General features: G+C 65.1%; 15 protein-coding genes. 4 read left to right on the top strand and 11 right to left on the bottom strand.

Annotation, left to right across the window (positions count from 1 at the left end; all coding sequences use genetic code 11):
- Nucleotides 1-3: 3 nt before the first annotated feature.
- From pdhA to ACFO5K_RS27010, 4 genes are all read right to left on the bottom strand, one after another.
- Complete coding sequence (gene pdhA / locus ACFO5K_RS26995) at nt 4-1,101, bottom strand: pyruvate dehydrogenase (acetyl-transferring) E1 component subunit alpha (protein ID WP_378568705.1); 1,098 nt, start codon at nt 1,099-1,101, stop codon at nt 4-6.
- A gap of 11 nt (nt 1,102-1,112) precedes the next feature.
- Nucleotides 1,113-2,564 carry a dihydrolipoyl dehydrogenase gene (gene lpdA, locus ACFO5K_RS27000; RefSeq protein ID WP_378568707.1) on the bottom strand — a complete coding sequence of 484 codons (1,452 nt, stop codon included), beginning with the start codon at nt 2,562-2,564 and terminating at the stop codon, nt 1,113-1,115.
- A 175-nt stretch (nt 2,565-2,739) separates the two neighbouring features.
- Nucleotides 2,740-3,939: a PucR family transcriptional regulator gene (locus tag ACFO5K_RS27005; protein WP_378568709.1), complete on the bottom strand. Its 1,200-nt coding sequence runs from the start codon at nt 3,937-3,939 to the stop codon at nt 2,740-2,742.
- Between the two features lie 94 nt (nt 3,940-4,033).
- On the bottom strand, nt 4,034-5,422 hold the full coding sequence (locus ACFO5K_RS27010) for a cytochrome P450 (RefSeq protein WP_378568711.1): 1,389 nt from the start codon (nt 5,420-5,422) through the stop codon (nt 4,034-4,036).
- 246 nt (nt 5,423-5,668) lie between these two features.
- Here ACFO5K_RS27010 and ACFO5K_RS27015 point away from each other — a divergent pair, with 246 nt between their 5' ends.
- The 3 genes from ACFO5K_RS27015 to ACFO5K_RS27025 all read left to right on the top strand — a co-directional run bounded on the left by ACFO5K_RS27015 (nt 5,669) and on the right by ACFO5K_RS27025 (nt 7,690).
- Entirely contained in the window at nt 5,669-5,815 is a 147-nt protein-coding gene (locus ACFO5K_RS27015) for a hypothetical protein (protein WP_378568713.1), read from the top strand.
- Between the two features lie 51 nt (nt 5,816-5,866).
- Nucleotides 5,867-6,919, top strand: a complete 1,053-nt coding sequence (locus ACFO5K_RS27020) for an NAD-dependent epimerase/dehydratase family protein (RefSeq protein WP_378568715.1) — start codon at nt 5,867-5,869, stop codon at nt 6,917-6,919.
- A gap of 168 nt (nt 6,920-7,087) precedes the next feature.
- Nucleotides 7,088-7,690, top strand: a complete 603-nt coding sequence (locus ACFO5K_RS27025) for a TetR/AcrR family transcriptional regulator (RefSeq protein WP_378568717.1) — start codon at nt 7,088-7,090, stop codon at nt 7,688-7,690.
- Between the two features lie 41 nt (nt 7,691-7,731).
- On the opposite strand, the gene ACFO5K_RS27030 is transcribed toward ACFO5K_RS27025, so the two are convergent.
- The 4 genes from ACFO5K_RS27030 to ACFO5K_RS27045 form a co-directional block, all read right to left on the bottom strand.
- On the bottom strand, nt 7,732-8,724 hold the full coding sequence (locus tag ACFO5K_RS27030; RefSeq protein ID WP_378568719.1) for an NAD(P)H-quinone oxidoreductase: 993 nt from the start codon (nt 8,722-8,724) through the stop codon (nt 7,732-7,734).
- A gap of 151 nt (nt 8,725-8,875) precedes the next feature.
- Nucleotides 8,876-9,538 carry an aldehyde dehydrogenase family protein gene (locus tag ACFO5K_RS27035; RefSeq protein ID WP_378568721.1) on the bottom strand — a complete coding sequence of 221 codons (663 nt, stop codon included), beginning with the start codon at nt 9,536-9,538 and terminating at the stop codon, nt 8,876-8,878.
- Between the two features lie 174 nt (nt 9,539-9,712).
- On the bottom strand, nt 9,713-10,396 hold the full coding sequence (locus ACFO5K_RS27040; protein ID WP_378568723.1) for a type 1 glutamine amidotransferase domain-containing protein: 684 nt from the start codon (nt 10,394-10,396) through the stop codon (nt 9,713-9,715).
- A 166-nt stretch (nt 10,397-10,562) separates the two neighbouring features.
- Complete coding sequence (locus ACFO5K_RS27045; protein ID WP_378568725.1) at nt 10,563-11,537, bottom strand: alpha/beta hydrolase; 975 nt, start codon at nt 11,535-11,537, stop codon at nt 10,563-10,565.
- Nucleotides 11,538-11,953: 416 nt separating this feature from the next.
- Between ACFO5K_RS27045 and ACFO5K_RS27050 the strand changes: the two genes are divergently transcribed.
- Nucleotides 11,954-12,556: a hypothetical protein gene (locus tag ACFO5K_RS27050; protein ID WP_378568727.1), complete on the top strand. Its 603-nt coding sequence runs from the start codon at nt 11,954-11,956 to the stop codon at nt 12,554-12,556.
- Nucleotides 12,557-12,688: 132 nt separating this feature from the next.
- Here the strand turns inward: ACFO5K_RS27050 and ACFO5K_RS27055 are convergent, their stop codons facing one another.
- From ACFO5K_RS27055 to ACFO5K_RS27065, 3 genes are all read right to left on the bottom strand, one after another.
- Nucleotides 12,689-14,449, bottom strand: coding sequence for an AIPR family protein (locus tag ACFO5K_RS27055; protein WP_378568729.1), 1,761 nt, complete (start codon nt 14,447-14,449; stop codon nt 12,689-12,691).
- A 744-nt stretch (nt 14,450-15,193) separates the two neighbouring features.
- Entirely contained in the window at nt 15,194-17,050 is a 1,857-nt protein-coding gene (locus ACFO5K_RS27060; protein WP_378568731.1) for an acyl-CoA dehydrogenase family protein, read from the bottom strand.
- Nucleotides 17,051-17,600: 550 nt separating this feature from the next.
- Nucleotides 17,601-17,978, bottom strand: coding sequence for a hypothetical protein (locus tag ACFO5K_RS27065; RefSeq protein WP_378568733.1), 378 nt, complete (start codon nt 17,976-17,978; stop codon nt 17,601-17,603).
- Nucleotide 17,979 lies beyond the last annotated feature (1 nt).

Consider the following 17,979-nt stretch of genomic DNA (forward strand, 5'->3'; position numbering starts at 1 on the left):
TCCTCAGAAGGTGAAGAGCGGATCGGCGGGCAACCGGCGGGAATCGCCCGGCACGGGGGTGGCGTAGTTGTAGTCGAACAGGGTCGACGGCTCGGGATGCGGGCTGGCATCGGCGAATTCGACGGCGGCGGCCACACCCTCGGCGACTTCGTCATCGATCTCGGTGAGCGCCCGGTCGGTCAGCGCCCCGGCCGCGAGCAGGCGTGCGCGCCACAGTGCGATCGGGTCGTGCTCCTTGGCCGTGGCGACCGCGTCGGTGCTGCGGTACTTGGCCGGATCGACGACCGAATGACCTTTGAGCCGGTAGCTCACCGCCTCGAGCAACGCGGGTCCGCCGTCGGCGCGAGCGGCCTCGACGAGTTCGCTCGCCATATCGCGCACGGCCAGCACATCGGTGCCGTCGACCCGCTCACCGCGCATCCGATACGAAGCGGCGCGCTTCCACAGTTCCGGTTCGGCCGAGGAATTCTCGACCGTGGTGCCCATGCCGGTCTGGTTGTTGATCACCAGGAACACCACCGGCAGCCGCCACAGCGCCGCGATATTGAGCGACTCGTGGAAGGCCCCGATATTCGTGGTGCCCTCCCCCATCTGGCAGACCACCACATCGTCTTTGCCGTGATAGTCGATCGCCAGCGCCGCCCCGACCGCGAGCGGAACCTGTCCGCCGACGATGGCGTAGCCGCCCAGCAGCCGAGTGGTGGTGTCGTACATGTGCATCGACCCGCCCCAGCCCTTCGAGGTGCCGGTGGAGCGGCCGTACAGTTCGGCCATCACCCGGCCCGGCTCGATGCCTTTGGCCAGCGCGTAACCGTGTTCGCGATAGTTGGTGAACAGGTAGTCGGTCGGCCGCATGGCCGCGCCGACACCGACGACGGTGGCTTCCTCACCGAGGTTGAGATGGCAGTAGCCGCCGATCTTGGCCTGCTGGTAGCTCTGCGCCGTGCGCTCCTCGAAGCGCCGGATGAACAGCATGTCCCGGTAGAGGCGCCGCAGTGTGCCGGGATCGGTTGCCGCGACAGCGGTTTCGATGGTCGCCCCGGTGCCGGGCACGGACGCGGTGGCTTCGGACGCCGTGCTCCGGGTGGGTGTTGTGGTCATGGTCGAACTCCTCAACGCTTGCGTGGCGCGATGTGCACCGGCAGCCCGAGGCCGGCCATGGCCGCCTCCATGCCGATCTCACCGAGAGTGGGGTGGGCGTGGATGGTGTCGGCCAGCTCGTCGAGCGTGGCTTCCAGCGTGATCGCGAGTGCGCCCTCGGCGATCAGGTCGCTGGCCGACGGGCCGATGATGTGCACCCCGAGGACTTCGCGATGCTGTTGCCCGGCGACGATCTTGACGAAACCCTCTGTCTCACCGAAGGTCTTGGCTCGCCCCAGCGCGGCGAAGGGGAACTTCGCGGTGATCATGTCGTGGCCCGCGGCGACAGCGGCCTGCTCGGTCAACCCCACGCCGGCGATCTCGGGGTGGGTGAAGGTGGCCGCCGGAATGACGGTGTAGTCGATGTGCGCGTCGTTTCCGGCGATCACCTCGGCAGCGGTGATGCCCTGGTGGGAGGCGACGTGGGCGAGCAGCGCCCGCCCGGTCACGTCACCGATGGCATAGACGTGCTCGACACCGGTGCGCAGCTGATCGTCGACCTCGAGGAAACCACGGGCGTCGGTGGCGATTCCGGCGGCCTCGAGCCCGAGCTCGGCGGTATTGGGCCGACGGCCCACGCCGACCAGCACCACATCGGCCGCCAGTTCGCCGGCCTCCGGCCCGTCCACCGAGACCCGCAACGCGTCGTCCTCGGTGATCGCGGTGACTGTCGACCCGGTACGCACGGCGATACCGCGCTTGCGGAAAGAGCGCCCAAGCGCCTCACCGATTTCCTTGTCCTCCAACGGAACCAGTCGATCCTGCATTTCCACGACGGTCACCTCGCTGCCGAACGCGGCGAACAGGCTCGCCCATTCCGCACCGACCGCGCTACCCCCGACGACCACCAGGCGCCGCGGCACCTCGGTCAGCCCGAAGGCGCCGTCGGAGGTGACCACACCGGGCAGATCCGCTCCGGGGACCGGCAGCCGGGCAGGCACCGAACCGGTCGCGACGATGACATCGCGCGCACTCACACGGCGGATCTCGGCTCCCTGGGATGGCGCGGCGTAGCGGGGGCCGCCGTCGAAGATCGCGGATGCGGCGACCTCGTAGACCGCGACGGTGGTCGGCTCGACGAACCGGGCGTGGCCCTCGATCACCGTCACGCCGTTGGCCCCGAGCAGCCCGGCGACCCCGTCGGTGAGCTCCTTGACGATGGTGTCCTTGCGGTGGCGCACCGCGGCGAAGTCGTAGCGCACATTGTCGGCGTGGATACCGAATTCGGCTGCGGTCGTGAGGGTGTGGAACACCTCGGCTGAGCGCAGCATCGCCTTGGTCGGGATGCACCCCCAGTTCAGGCAGACCCCACCGGGGCGTTCCTTCTCTACGACACAGACTTTCAGGCCGCGTTGCGCGGCGCGGATAGCAGCGACATAGCCGCCCGGTCCACCACCGATCACCAACAGATCGAATTCCGGCACTCGTGGTGCTCCTCAGCTCGACGATCAAGATCGACCAGCCGTGGTCGCGGCTGCGGTCGTCCGTCGAGTCTGCTCGGCCGCGAATGCCCAAACAATCTGCTGACAGCCCACACCTGGAGGCCTCAGAATGTGCGCTGCGCCCAATCAGGCGATCACACCTCGCTGTGCGCAGGGCTCAGCCGACAGCCCCGATCTTCGCGTGCAGTGCCGCCAACGCCAGGGAAAGCTCCAGGTAGGGCCGCTGCCCCTCCAAACGCCTGCCGAGCAACGACGAGATCCGCTGCACTCGATTGATCACCGTATTGCGGTGACAGTGCAGTCGCGGCGCGGCATTGGCTGCCGAGCAGTTCTCCTCGAGCCAGACCGCCAGCGTGCGCAGCAGGATGTCGCGTTCCTTGCTCGGCAGCCGCAGGACCGGGCCGAGGACGTGCGAGACCATCAACTCGGTCAGATCGGGAGAGCGCAGCAGCAGCGCCTCCGGGTAGCGCTCCTCCAAGGACACCAAGCCCTGGGATTCGCCCGACAGCGTGTCCAGGGCGAGCGCCGCCAGCGCATGCCCGGTGTCGATCTGGGCCAGACCCGCCACCACGGGCGAGACCGCTGCCCGCCCGCGCACCCGCGGCCGGATCTGGCGCAGCACGAACGAACTGTCGTGCCGGTCCAGCGATACCACCCCGACCACGGTGTCGCCCCGGTCGTGCCACACCGACCGAATACCCAGGGCCGCCAACGCCGTCTCGGTGGCCAGCTCCACGCTGGGGCGGTCACCGCCCACCGCGATCACGAGATAGTCACCGTGGGCGGGCAGATTCAGCTCCCGCGCCGCCCGGGCCGCGAAAGTCGGGTCGTGCGCGCTGCCGGCCAGCAGATCCTCGATCAGCCCGTGCCGGCGGCGCACATCACGGCGCACCCGCTCCAGTTCGGTACTGCGATAGGCGGTGACCAGTGCCGACGACATCCCGTCGATCACCGTCCACGTGGCGACCCCGACACTGCGGAACTCACCGGGCGCGATTTCACCTGCCTTGTCGAGCAGCGCCTCCCAGACCACCTGACCGCCGAGCCGAAACGTGCGCAACATGACTTCCAGGGACACCCCCTGCACGGCGCGATTCCGGCCGATGGCCGCGGCGACGTCATCGCGATCGGGCACCGCCACATCGTCGGCCAGCAGATCGAGCACCCGCGTCACATAGCGACGACAGGCGTTGTGCAGATCGTCGCGGCTGACCGGTGAGTAGTCGGTCCACTCCGGAATATCGGTGAAGATCAGCGCCATCAACCGGTCGGTCAGCACCGCGGTGTCGTTCCGGCACGCCGCCGCCAACTGCCTCGTCCCCGGTGAGGGACCGGTGCGCTCGGGTATCCCAGCCATGCCGCCGACGCTACGCCCGCCCGATCCCCCGTCGCCGACAGCGGGGCGCCGCAACGATGGCCGCAATGGGTGCCGGCGATCCCGCGGTGTTCTCTCAGATCGGTGTCGTGCGGAACCTTAGACCGAAATTATCGATGGTCGCGGGAATCGGCTCGCCCGGATCGAGGTCGGGTGCGGACACCAATTCGTAACGGCCCTGACGGAGCAATTCCGCGAGCAATGTCGAGACCACGAGCAACACGATGTTGCGGCCCGGGCATTGGGCGGGTCCGGCGCTGAACGGTACGAGCGCGGGATTCGTGCGCGCGGTCCCGTCGAGCCAGATACCGGGCTCGAAGACATCGGCATACGGCAACGTCTCCGGATCGCGATGCAAGAAGGGTGTGTAGATGAGAAACTCGGTGCCCGCGGGCAATGTAGCTGTGCCCCAGCGGGTTTCGTCAGTGCTCTCTCTGAGTATCGCGGGAGTCGTCGGCCACAGCCGCACCGTGTCGAGTAGGCATGCTCTGAGGTAGGGCATCAGCTGAGGCTGGTCGGCGTCGAGCCCCTCGATGTCAGCCCGTGCGCGTTCCGCATGCGCTGGATGGGTCGCCAGCAATGCCAATGTGCGAAACGCGGCCATACCTGCGGCGTCGAACGCGAACAACCAGTGCGGTATCTGGCCCACGGCATCGACGCGCTCATCGTCGACGGGCGTGTCTGCGACCAGTTTCGCCAGCGTGCCGGGTTCTGCGCGATCCACATACGACCGCAGTCGTGCGTCGAAGGCACGCCGACGTCCACGACGCTGTGGGTGCAGGTAAGCCCAGTTCGCGTCGAGCCGCAGGTTGTCGAGCAAGTCGGTGACTTCCTCGTCGGTACGGGCGAGGTCGCCGAGTGTCACCCGGCGCACGATCCGCCACCATGCGCGGTTGAAGGTGTCCCAGTCCAGTTCACCGCCGGACGGGTCGACCAGCCCGCCCGCTTCTTCCCGCACCACAGCCACGACATCACCCGCGATCTCGTGCATCGGCCGATCGGCTTGCAGGGTTGTGGCATTGAACTCGCGTCGCTCCGCACGCACAGGACCGCGCGAGATCAGTACACCGTGCGGTTGGAAATGACTCAGCGCGGCGCGTTTCTCCACCGTCGATGGAGAGAATGGTTGCGGCGAGCCCTGCAACAGACGTCCCGCGTCAGCGTCCGAGAGCACGACCGCGATCGAACGGCCCGGAATTCGCAATCTGAGCGGGCCGGGTCCGTAGCGGCGCCGGAGCCGTTGGAACAGCGGCACCGACAACGCGTCGAGTTGGAACTTCTGCGCGACGGCGAGCACCGAGGGACGGCGTTTGATCACACCGCCCGCGAATGTGGGCAACAAGGCTTTGCCGATGATCGCCACGGTATCGGCCACCGATGCCCGTCTCGCCGGCACTTCGGAGCCGTTCTGCACTCCGAGATTCTTGCCCGCCAGATCCATACGGTTGTCCGAGTCACGAGTCATGCCCGGCGCGTTACCCGTGAACAACTGGGCGAAACTCTGTCCCCTTCGTACAAGGCCGCATCGTTGCGACCGCTTCGTCGGCCGGCCCCGTGGAGCATGCGAGCAATCGTGCTGCCGCGGTCACGGCCCCGACGCACGGGAACGCCGTCGGCACGAAGCCCGGTCGAAGTTTGGGGCCGAAGGCAAGTGGTATGGCCACTGATGTCGGGTTGTCGCCCGATGCCCGATCACCGAGAGGAGCCGCTCATGAGCCGGATCGACCTCTGTGGCGGCGACGGACTCGTCACCACCGCGAAGAACAACGGTGCCGATACCGAGGTGGTCAACACGCGCGAGGATGGGCCCGACCGAACGTCGGCCGGACCGAACGCGGTCGGCCAGGCCATCTCCTGAGATGGCCGACCGAGGTGGCGGGAATCGGGCGATCACCCGGGCACGAACCGAATGAAGGTCGTCGTCACCGGAGCGTCCGGCAACATCGGTACCGCACTGCTGCGGGCCCTACGGGACGAGGATTGGGATGTCACGGCCATCGCCCGGCGACCGCCACCGCTCGAACCGCCGTATCACCGAGCCCGCTGGGTGCGTTGTGACATCGGCGGCTCCGGCGCCGCCGATGTCCTGACCGAAGCCTGTACCGGCGCGGACGCCGTGGTTCACCTGGCCTGGGCGATCCATCCGCGCGCCACCGAACCGCCGATGTGGCTCACCAACCGGCTCGGCGCCGTGAACGTGTTGCGGGCCGCGGCGGCGGCCGATGTGCGACACCTGGTCTGCGCCTCGTCGGCCGCCGCGTACGCGGTCGCACCGCGCCGGTACCGGGTGCCCGAGTCCTGGCCGTGCGCCGGGGTTCCGGGCAGCGCTTACAGCGCGGGCAAGGTCACGTTGGAAGCGTTGCTCGACGACTTCGCACAGGGCCATCCCGCCATCGACCTGGCCAGGATCCGACCGTGTTCGGTGGTGCAGGGTGACGCGGGCAGCGAGTTGGGTGATTGGGTTGTTTCCCCGTACATGCCGCGCACGTTGCTCGGCCGACCGTGGCTTCCGATCCCCGCGTGGCCGGCGCTGCGACTACAGGTCGTGCATTCCGACGATGTCGCCGCGGCCCTGCACCTGATCCTGCGCGGCGGACACGTCGGCCCGTTCAATCTCGCCGGTGAACCGGTGCTGTCGGCACAGCGGCTGGTCGGCGCTGCGGGCGGGATCCGGATACCGCTGCCCCGCAGCATGCTGGTTCCACCCGCATGGGCGACCTGGCGCCTCGGCCTGCAGCCCCTGCATCCCGGCTGGCTGCGGCTTGCCGACCGCACCAGTCTCGTCGACAGCACGCGAGCGCGCACCGAACTCGACTGGCGGCCACGCCACAGCGCGAATTCGACCTTCGGCGAACTGGTCGAGGGCATGCGCGCCGACCGCCACACCGGCAGTCCGGCGCTGGCTCCATCCAGCACACCGCCCGGGCTCGGGTGGCCTTCCCATCAGAGCCAGAAACCGTGAGCAGCGCCGCCGACGATGCGTGAACCTGTCGTCGTGCCCGAGGGCGCCGAGCTGCGCATCGACGATCGAACGCCGTAGCCAGTCGGCGAACGCGGCCGGGACAGCAGTGTGTGGAGCCTGACCATGGACGGCGATGTAAGCGCTGTAAACAATTGTTAGATTGATGTCATGGCATCCTCGAACACCCCTTACCATCACGGCGATCTCCCCACCGCTCTCGTCCGCGCCGCGATCGAGCTCCTCGAGGAAAACGGCGCCACCGAGTTGTCGCTGCGTGCCGCAGCCCGCCGCGCAGGCGTCTCCACCGCCGCGCCATACCGCCATTTCGCCGACCGGGACGCGCTGCTCTCCGCCGTAGCCGCCGTGGGGTTTCGCGACCTCGCCACAGACCTCATCGCGGCAAGTGAGACTCCGCGCACCGCGGAGGACTTCAGCGCGATCGCCCTTGCCTACGTTCGGTTCGCCCTCGATCGCCCCGGGCTCTTCCGCTCGATGTTCGCCGAACCGTGCGATCCGACCAGTCCCGAGCGGATCGCGGCGACCACCGCGATCCACGACTATGTCCGGTCGGTGGTGCGACAAGCCTTCCCGCAAGCGGACGAGGAAGCACTGGCCACCGCAATGTGGTCACTCGTTCACGGTCTCGCGTTCCTGTACCTGAACGGCAAATTCGACGCCGGTGCGCCGGGAGAGCTGACCGAGCGAGTGCGCGCGACCGTCTTCGCCTTCCTCGCCACCTCCCTGCCCACCGATACGGGCGCAGCCGGGTAACGCGGCGACCGAGCTCAGCTCGCGACGTCGAGGCGGACGTGTCAGGGCCGCCGAACGATGAGCAGTACCTTGCCCACGGAATCGGCGGAATCGAGCAGCGGATGCGCCTGGGCCACGTCAGCGATGGGAATCTCGGCCGAGACGACGGGGGTCACTTCGCCCGCGGCGATCAGCGGCCACAGTCGAGCCCGCAGCGCGGCGATGATCTCGGCCTTGGAATCGGGGCCGTCGACAGGTCGGCGGCGCAGGTTCGTCACGTGCACCGCGGCCCGCTTGAACAGCATCAGACCGAGGTTCAGCTCGGCCACGGCACCACCCTGCAGGCCGATGATGGTCAGGTTGCCACCTTCGGCAAGTGCTTCCACATTGCGCGCGAGATACTCGGCCCCCATGATGTCGAGGATCACGTCGGCACCGCCGTATTGGTCGGTCACGACCTTGACGAAGTCGTCTTCGCGGTAGTTGATCAGAGTGTCGGCACCGAGTTCACCGCAGCGGTCCAGCTTGCGCTGCGATCCGGCGGTGACGGCCACGCGGGCGCCGAGGGCATGGCCGACCTGGATGGCGTGCGTGCCGATGCCGCTGCCGCCCCCGTGGACCAGCAGCGTCTGCCCCGCACGGAGCCCGCCGGCCATGACGATGTTCGACCAGACGGTGGCGGCGGTCTCCGGCAGTGCCGCGGCGGTGACCAGGTCGACACCATCGGGAACCGGAAGAACCTGAGTGGCGGCCACATTGACACGCTCGGCATAGCCACCACCGGCCAGCAGGGCACAGACCGCGTCACCGGGCTGCCAGTCCTCGACGCCGGGACCGACAGCGGCGATCGCCCCGGACACCTCGAGGCCGAGGGTGTCGCTCACCCCTGGGGGCGGCGGATAGAAGCCCTGACGCTGCATGATGTCGGCCCGGTTCACGCCGGCCGCCACCACATCGATCGCCACCTCGCCCGGTCCCGGGGCGGGCAGATCCGCCACCTCGGTCCACTTCATGACTTCCGGACCGCCGTAGCCGTCGAGTGTCACCGCAAACATGTCTTCCTCTCTTCGCCGACAAGCCTGTAATCGAGATACTGGTAGAACCGCTGGCGGCGCCGATTCGCGACCTCAGCGGCGCGCCATCATTTCTGAACTTTCGTTCGACGATGGCTGTTCTGGACAGGACTCCCGTCCAGCGCCCGCATTGTCAGCGAGCGCCGATCCGCTTCATCGTCTTCAGAGCGATGGTCAGCGTCTGGGCCCATGCGCTCTCCGAGAGGCCGACCGGTGCGGAGAAGCCGAGCAGGCGCTGATGCGCGACGGTCTGAGCTTCGGTGTACTTCAAGAGACCGTCCGCACCGTGCCGGCGGCCGAGGCCCGAGTCACCCATCCCGCCCATCGGTGCGTCGACACTGCCCCAGGCCGCGGCATAGGCGTCGTTCACGTTGACCGTGCCGGTGCGCACTCGGGCGGCGACGGCGCGAGCCCGGCCACCGTTGCGGCTCCACACACTGGCGTTGAGGCCGTACGCGGTGGCGTTGGCCCGTTCGATCGCTTCCTCGTCATCACCGAAGGCGTAGATCGAGACGACCGGGCCGAAGGTTTCCTCGTCGTAGAGGGTCATTTCCGGGGTGACGTCGGTGGAGCCGGTGAACATCATGTAGTCGGCATTGTTCATCAGGGACTCGCCGATGGAACTGCCCCGGCCGAGCACCATCTGCCACACCCCGGCGGGCAGGCCGGCCTCGGTCATGAGGTCCAGCGCCCACAGCGCGGTGAGCGCGGTCTGGATGTCGGGCTTCTGCACGACCGCGTTGCCCGCCAGCAGGGCCGTCGGTTCTTCGCTGCTCGGAACCCGCGGCCGTTCCATCTGGCTTCCCGCGATCGGTCGCCAACCACTGCGAATACCAGCGCAGGGCGCGACGTTGGACTCCTCTCGCCACCACGTCACGTATATGTACACACCGCTAACATAGCGGATAGATGTTAGCGGCGTCAACTTGATTGGGGTGTGCGCCCCTTCGTAGAGCCGGCCTGACAGCCCCTATAGCAGGGCGGCCACCTTCTTCGCCGTCTCCTTCGCGGACCCGGGGTTCTGCCCGGTCACCAGGTTGCCGTCGACCACGGCGTAGGAGAGGAACGGCAACTTGCCCTTCTCATAGCGGGCACCCCGCTTTTTCATCTGCTCCTCGGCGTTGTAGGGAACGAGCTTGTCCACCCGGGCCAACACCTCTTCCTGCCAGGCGAAACCGGTGAGCTTCTTGTCGGCGACGAGCAGGGTGCCGTCGGAAAGGGTGGTGTTGAGCAGGCCGCAATAGCCGTGACACACCGAGGAGACGATGTCGCCACGTTCGTAGATCTCCCGCGTGATGCGTTGCAGGCCCGCGCTGTCAGGGAAGTCGTACATCACCGCGTGACCGCCGGTGAAATAGATGGCGTCGTAGTCGGCGGAGTCGATGTCATCGGGGCGAGAGGTGGTCTCCAGCAGAGCCATACGGGCCGGATCGGCACGCCAGGCCTTCGCGGTCTTGTCGTAGTTCGGGAACTTCAGGGACCGGGGTTCCAGCGGGCATGCACCACCCGCCGGGCTGACCAGGGTCTGCTCGAAGCCGTGTTCCTCGAAGACGTGCCAGGCATGGGTGAGTTCGGACAACCACAATCCGGTCGGGTGTGCTGGATCGTCGAAGTCGCCGACGTTGGTGACGACATTCAGGATGCGCTTGGTCATGCGTGATCTCCTTCATCTGTTGCTGCCGCGGCGCTGGACCACACCGCTGCTTCCCGTCGCGGGCCCGCCGGCGTGCGGGACCGGTGTGTCACCGGCGAGCGGGCGCGACGCGGTCTCCGCGGTGCTGCGCGGCAAGAGTGTCGCGACCCGCTCGGCGACGAAAGGATCACCCGTTGTGCAGGGCCTCGTGCAACGCGCCGACCGCCAGCTTGCGCGCCACGTTGGTCGAGGGCGCGTTGCGGAGGCTGTCGAGCAGCATGAAGTCGTGCACGGTACCGCTGATCCGCACACCGGTGACGTCTACGCCCGCCTCGCGCAGTTTGTTCGTGAGCAGTTCGCCGCCGTCGCGCAGCACGTCGGCCTCCGCGGTGATCACCAGGGTGGGCGGCAGACCACGCAACTGCTCGATGCTCGCCTCCAGCGGCGACGCGTACGGCTCGCGACGCGCGTCCGGGTCGGTGGTGTAGGCATCCCAGAACCACTTCATGCCCTCGCGGGTCAGGTAGTAGTGCTCGGCGAACTGATGGTAGGACGGTGTGTCGAAATCAGCGGCGGTAACCGGGTAGAGCAGCACCTGTGCCTTCAGGTCGATACCGCCGCGCTCCTTGTTCATCAGGGCGAACACAGCCGACATACACCCGCCGACGGATTCGCCGGTCACCGCGACACGGGAAGTGTCGAGTCCATGCTCACTTCCGTGCTCGAGCAGCCATTGCCCGACCGCGTAATTCTGCTCGACCTGCGTGGGACATTTCTTCTCCGGCGCCCGGTCGTACACCGGAAAGACACCAGCGGCGCCCGCGCCGACGGTCAGCTCACGAAACAGCCGATCGTGGGTTTGCTCATCACCGAAAACCCATCCCGCACCGTGAATATAGAACACGACAGGCAAGGGCCCCTGCGCACCTTTCGGTCGAATGATGCGGGTGCGTACTGTCCCCCACCGGCCCGCGTCGACTTCCACCCACTCCTCGTCGACCTCGGGGCGGGGAACGCTCTGATCGCTTTGCAGATCGGCCAGAATCTTCCGGCCTGCCTTCGGCGGCACCTCATAGATTCGAGGATGTGGATCCGTTGCCTCGGTCAGCTCGCGAGCCGCGTCCTCCAGGTAAGGGGTGATCGGCGAATCCGTATTCGACATCAACTTTCCTCTCCGGTCGGTCGAGGCATCGTGGTCCGACGCCACGTTCGGGCCAGTACCCGTAATCCACGTTAGGCCTGTCACCGGCATGTCGGCTTCACGCGAGACGCGAGAACTGATCGCAGTTATGCCGGCCCGTCGGTGACATCGGCGCAGATCCCTCACTTGTGGAATATCCCGAGCGTAGCACACATGTTAGCGCCGTCAACACTGGAACAGGAGCGCCCGGTTCAGGCACGTCCGACACGGATGTCGACAGCAATTACATTGCGCTGGAATACTTCCGCCCGGGCCACGCGACCCCGACCGGCCGAAGCCGCAGCTGAGACGAAATGGCGCTGGTCTCGATCGGCGCTGTGTCGCATCGACACGAGGTCGGTGGTGAATCACGTTGGGGTACAGGCAGAATGGCCACTATGGACTGGACGAATGTGGCGGTTGCCTCGATCACGGTCGCCGGAACGCTCGGTGGTGGCATCGTGACGCAGGTTTTCGCGATTCGTAGCAAGCGAATCGATGCGCAGGCGCAGCGCGACAATCGAGCGGAGGAACTGCGCGAGCTCACCCGTAAAGAGGCCAGTGACGAGAAGCGGTCGGTGTACGCGAGCCTCAACACCGCAGCGCACTCCTGCCGGGCCGCGATCCGGCACTACCTCGACGAGAAGTGCGGCGGGCGTCCCGCTGATCTCGCCAAGTTCGAGTCAGCTCAGGCGGCGCTGCGCGACAGCTACTCCCGTGCGCAGATGGTGGTGTCGGACCGAGCGCTCGACTTCGCGTCGGAGGTGAATCGGTGCCTCGACATCGGTCATCGCGCCGCGTTGGAGATCGACGAGAACGATGCCGCGGCGGTCGCGGCACTCTATCGCTATGTGGACGTCACGCTGGGCTCGGCCGTCCGCCTCCTGCGACGCGCGATCCGAGAGGACCTCGGAATCGAACCCGACGTCGACGCCGATCTGGACGGCCGCCTCATCGAGCTCAGGGCCACCCGCCGTGAGTTCGCCACCCGCCACGCGTAGCGATGCCGGAGAAGCCATTGGCAGTGAGGGCACTGGAACACAAATGCAGTACGTCGATCAGCAATGCCACGCGTCCCAAGAATCGTAGCAATTTAATGACCCAACGGCCTCCAGCCACGGACCGACTGATGCCTACATTATCGCGTCAAGAAGATCCGTCTGAACTTTCCGTGCACGGACATCGTCCTTGCGCAACGATCTCCCCTCATTAATCACGATCGTGAAGTGATTTCGCACCAAATGTACCGCATTCTCGACACTTTGATCGATACCCTCTTTCCACTTGCCATTCGAAGCCTGCTGCTCAACTACTTGCAATACCCGCCGCTGGTTGCGATCGCCGTACACCTGCACCAGATCCGGAAAAGTTTGAGCGGCGACCAGCATGGCAACGTGATACTTGGCGGCTTTGAGGGCTTGATTACCTAAGGTGTCCCTTCGCCTGAAATAGCTTTCTACGCGATACACGATCCAGGCTGACACAAAGTACAAGGCGACTGGAACACCATCCCAAACGTACGAATCTTCAGTTGTTAGCTCGTTCGGAGAGCCAATCGCACGCGATGAATCTCCGAATATGCAGGACGCAACAGCCCTGTTGAGATCAGGCGTAGAAACGACCCTCAAGCGCGTGAACCCCGAAGACTCCACAGACTCACCGCTTTGGCGCGCATACCGAAGGCCATCCTGCCCGGACTGCTCGAAATACTGCTGTACATTCTTCGCATCCTGCGTGCTTGCCTGTATATCAGTAGAGGCAATCGAGGTTTGAAGATTGGTAGCGATTGTAACTTCTGATACAATGTCCGTACTTGAAGTAGCTATCACTTTTATCGGAATCCAGATCGACGATAAATCGAGACCGGATCGCTGAATTTCAGAAAGGTTCCTGTACCAGCGAACCAACTGATGGCTAGTCTGACCTCCATTGACGACCTGATATCCCGATATGGAGAATTTATCGGCGACATTCGTCAACTTTCTCGCTACGATGGTCAACCCATTGTTCAGAAAGGGAAACATCTCCCTTCTCGGAGAATCCAGGGTTGCGTAGATCCGCTGATTAACTTGATTGTTGTCACCTTGATAGAGGCGCACATTGTCGTCGAATATACCTGGTCTAATGGACTCTCCATCGAACAGAACTTTGATAAGTTCACTCGCTTCTACTATACCAATGTACGCCTGTTCGATACCCTCAGCATCCGGTATGGAAGACTTTCGGGAGAAATTGAATTCGACGTTTTGCGGACCCTTCCGCTCCTTTTCTTTAGCAGAAAGTTCATTCTTGCCGTGCAATCTCAGCGCCAGGTCGTCGTTGTAGACATCCAGATCTCGAATTCTTTCCACTGCGGTGGAGACCTGACTTTCTTGCAGCGCATCGGTTCCCGGGTGTTTAGCAGTGGTAACATAATAGATATCCACCGGGATTCTAGAGGTCCGGAATCGATCAATCCTGTCGATCACTTCCTCAAGTATTGCGACCGATTGCGACAGCGTGGAGCCTTTGGGTAGTGATGTCCTTTTCGCTGCAGCTTTAGTGCAAACTTCGATACCATGTAAGAATTTTGCAATCAGTTTAGTGTCATATTTTTCGCTGGTTTTCGCCTGAATATAGATGACACGAACATCGTTATCTTCACGATCGTAAGTCACACTATCTACGTCACTGGGGTCGGTTATGACCTCACCATTTATGACAATCGCAACTACGTCGACCCCTTGGTCGTCACCACCGCCGATAACTATGTCATCGAGAAGCTTAATGTTCCCGCCAATATACCTTTCAGTATAAATACTGGCGACATACCACTCGAACTGATCGGACTGTTTTCCAGAGAAACCGTTCTTCTCGGCGAACGAACGCATCTTACTTTCGGTCAGGATGTCCAACTTGTACCTATCGTCGATCAGTGAGTTCGGGACACTATCGGTTCAGCATCCCTGAATCGTTACAGCATTCGTCCGTGGTACTGCCCCAAAGCGCTTGACTAGCACTGTATCTGACCGGGTTGGACTACAGTCGGCCGCTGCAGAGCTTGGTCGGACTGTCCGCCGATACCTACTGGGAGCAGTGCACCGCCGACTGCCCCAGTTGGGTTTGCTCTTCTCTGGTGGAGGCTTCACGGTTACGGTGGCGTAGCCACCAGCGAAGCTACGCCGGAGGCACCTTTGACGGCCAACGGCGCGGAGCACAGGGCGGACCACCAGTGAGCAGGTCCACGCGCCCGAAGCTTACAAAGTATCAAGTTGGCGTCAATGCGGGGAAGGGAACCTTCTCGCTGGACGGACACTTCTGTGCTCAGTCGGATGCTGTTCGCAGCCGGGGTATTGGGTCCTGACTGATGCCGCGGCGGTCGCGGCACTCTATCGCTATGTGGACGTCACGCTGGGCTCGGCCGTCCGCCTCCTGCGGCGCGCGATCCGAGAGGACCTCGGGATCGAACCCGACGTCGACGCCGATCTGGACGGCCGCCTCGTCGAGCTCCGGGCCACCCGCCGTGAGTTCGCCGGGAGGGCAGCAACCGCCCCATAATTGGCACTGATAGCGCTCGACGGGATGAAATTTCCGGTGCACGGAATTCCGTCGCCCATACGACGATGTCGGCGCGACGCGAGTGTTCGAGTTCGGCCAGGTCATGACCGCGTCCAATCGCTGACGACAGAGCAGGTGTCGGATGGTGCGCTCGCCGAGCTTGCCCACTGCTGCCACCACCGCAGGTAGTCCGGGGCGGCCATCGGTGCGTCGAAGACGTCCAGGGCGATGTCGAATCCGTCGACCAACACGCCCAGGTGTGTTCCTACGTGCTCGCGATGGCGGTGCAGTTCGTGGTGGACGCGTTGAGCGCGCCGGGGTGGCAGTTGCCGGTGCGCGGCGAACCAGGTGCCCCGGGAGTGGATTCGTTCCAGCGTGTAGACCGCGGTGACGGATTCGAGCAGACTCCGGGCTGTGGCGTCGTGGGCCGTGGTCGCGGCCTGCCACAGCGCAGTCGCCGCGAGTCGTTCGCTGGTTGCGGCGGCGAGTTCGATGGCGGCGGTGTCACGGTCGAGTGCGGTTCCCGCCGCGGTGATGTCGTCGCGTCGCAGTCCGGAGGCGATGCGCTGTTCCCGGTCCACGAGCATCCGCACGTACCAGGGCAGGGTCGGTGGAGTGGCCGGCACGGACAGGGCGGTGATATCGCAGGAGGCGAGTTGTCCGGCTTGTTTCCACAGCAACTGCGACTCGCCCTCGGCGGTGATGATCCCTTCGGTGTTGCCGATCCAGTCCTGAATCCAGTTGGCTCGCAACGAGGCTTGGGCCGCACCGCGTTGCCTGCACGTCAGCAGTACCTCGTGCGCGGTGTAGGCCAGCAGCGGTTTCACCAGCATCGACCACACCGCGGGCAACGGCTGGGCGGCCGGCGCGGCCACCCGCATGTCCTGAACACGGCGGCCCAGGACGCTGATGGCGTAGGTCGCTGCCAGCGCGGACACCAGATCTCGGCGGACGGTGCCCCGATCCGCCATCAGGGTCCGGCCGCCGGGGCGACGCTGTCGGGCATAGTTGACCGTCAGCGCCAACCCCGCCCGCGCACCGGCAGCGGCCGCACCGGCCAGATCGAGCCTGCCCTCCCCCAGCGCCGCGATCGCCCGGTGGAATCGTTGCCGTACAGGCACTGCCGACACCAGCTCGTTCGCGCCGATCACCGCCCACCGGCCTCCCAGCAGCGCATCGACCGGGACGAACACCGCGTCGAAACGGACCATCGCGTGATCCATCGGCGCCCATCCCTTGTCGGGCAGCGGCAGGACGTGCAGACCCGGCGTGAATCCGTGTGCGGTGCGGACTCTCATCAGAAACGGCAGTACCCCTTCGTCGCGGCCATCGATGATCAACCGTGCGGTGACCACCCCGGTCTTGCGGGCGGTGGTGTCGGCGATGTTGGGCATGAACTTCCAGCTGGTGGTGCCGGGTGAGTCGAGCCAGAACCCGCCACGGTTGCCGTCCCAGGTGGCGGTGGTCTGCTGGTCGGCACCGTTGGTGCCACCGAGTTCGGTCAGCAGCAGTTGACCCACCGCCGCACCGGAATCGAGCTCGGCGAGGAGTTCACGCTGGTAGCCCGAACCGTTGCCGAGCGCGGTGATCGCCCCGATCGACAGGTCGAGATGCCCGGTCAGCACGGGCATCAGGTGCGGGGCGTAGATCGCTGCCCACTCACACAGCACACCGCGCAATCGGGGATCAGCGGCTATCGCGGTCGCCGACCCACCGAGTGCCTCGATCACCGCACGCAGCAGCTCCGGTGCCAGCGCAGCCTCGGCCGAATAGGTCAACCCCGTGCGTGGCCGGTCGCCCAAACCTGCGGTGACGGTTCGTACGCGGTGGTGAACAGTCGTCGCGGTGCCGAGTATTGCTGTTCGCAGCGATTCGACTGTGCGGGAGCCGGGCGAGGAAATCGGTGGCCGCACCTTGTCCGGGCGCGGGAGAATCGCGGGCAGATCTACTGTGGTCATGGCTGCGCTCTCCAAGTGTCTGAATCCGGTCTGCGGGCGGCGACGACCGCCATCAGGGTCTGTTCCGAGTGTTTCGAGGGAATCGGCGGCGCGGGCCCGGTCTTGTCGCGGGCGGACGGTCCACTATGTCCGGCCCGGGTTCCGCCACTGCATCCGGCCACTCCAGGTGTCGAATGTGACGACACCGACGGCAGCTCACATGGAATTTCTCCGGGCAGAGCGAATGGGGCCGACTGCTACCGACAGCACTGTCGTGACTCCGGAAACATCCGGCCGCGAAGGGTGTTTCGGGCTGGGAAGATTCTCCGGTCGGCAGATGGGGGCATGTCCACCACCAACAACGGCTATTATTCAGCAATTGCCGGGTTCGATCGGGCGTGCCTCGGTCGAGCCGGTGTGTCGTCAGGTTCCGGGGCCCGGTCGCGAGGTAACGATCCGGTGGCTCGACGGTCGGTCGGCGCTCCCGAGCGGTCGAGTTCTCTTGGCGCGGTGGACACAACGAGCTGGGCGGCCGCCTGGAGCGGCTGTCCGTGCCGCCGACGAAGAGTCGCTACAGGGAGATGAGCAGCCCTGTGCACATCGTGCGGTCGTCGGCTCCGGAGACGATGTCGAACTCGTACTCACCCGGCTGATGCACCGTGAACGACACCGAGGAAGTCACGGGACCGATAGTTACCGGCAGATCGCGCTCGAGCAGGAACTTCGGCATTCGGAATTGCGCGGTGGGGTCGAATTGGTTGCGCACGGTGATGTCCAAGCGCACCTGGGCTTCGGTCGAGAAGATCAAGGTGTCGGTGTTGCAGCGTCCGAAGTCGTACACCAACTCCACGAGCTCGACCGGCGTCTCGTCGGTGGGCTCCGCCGCCGCGACGGGGGCGCCGAACAGGGCCGTTGCACAGAGGATCAGAACTGCCCACAGCGACCGCATC

This window comes from Nocardia halotolerans (assembly GCF_042650145.1).
Classification (GTDB): Bacteria; Actinomycetota; Actinomycetes; order Mycobacteriales; family Mycobacteriaceae; genus Nocardia; species Nocardia halotolerans.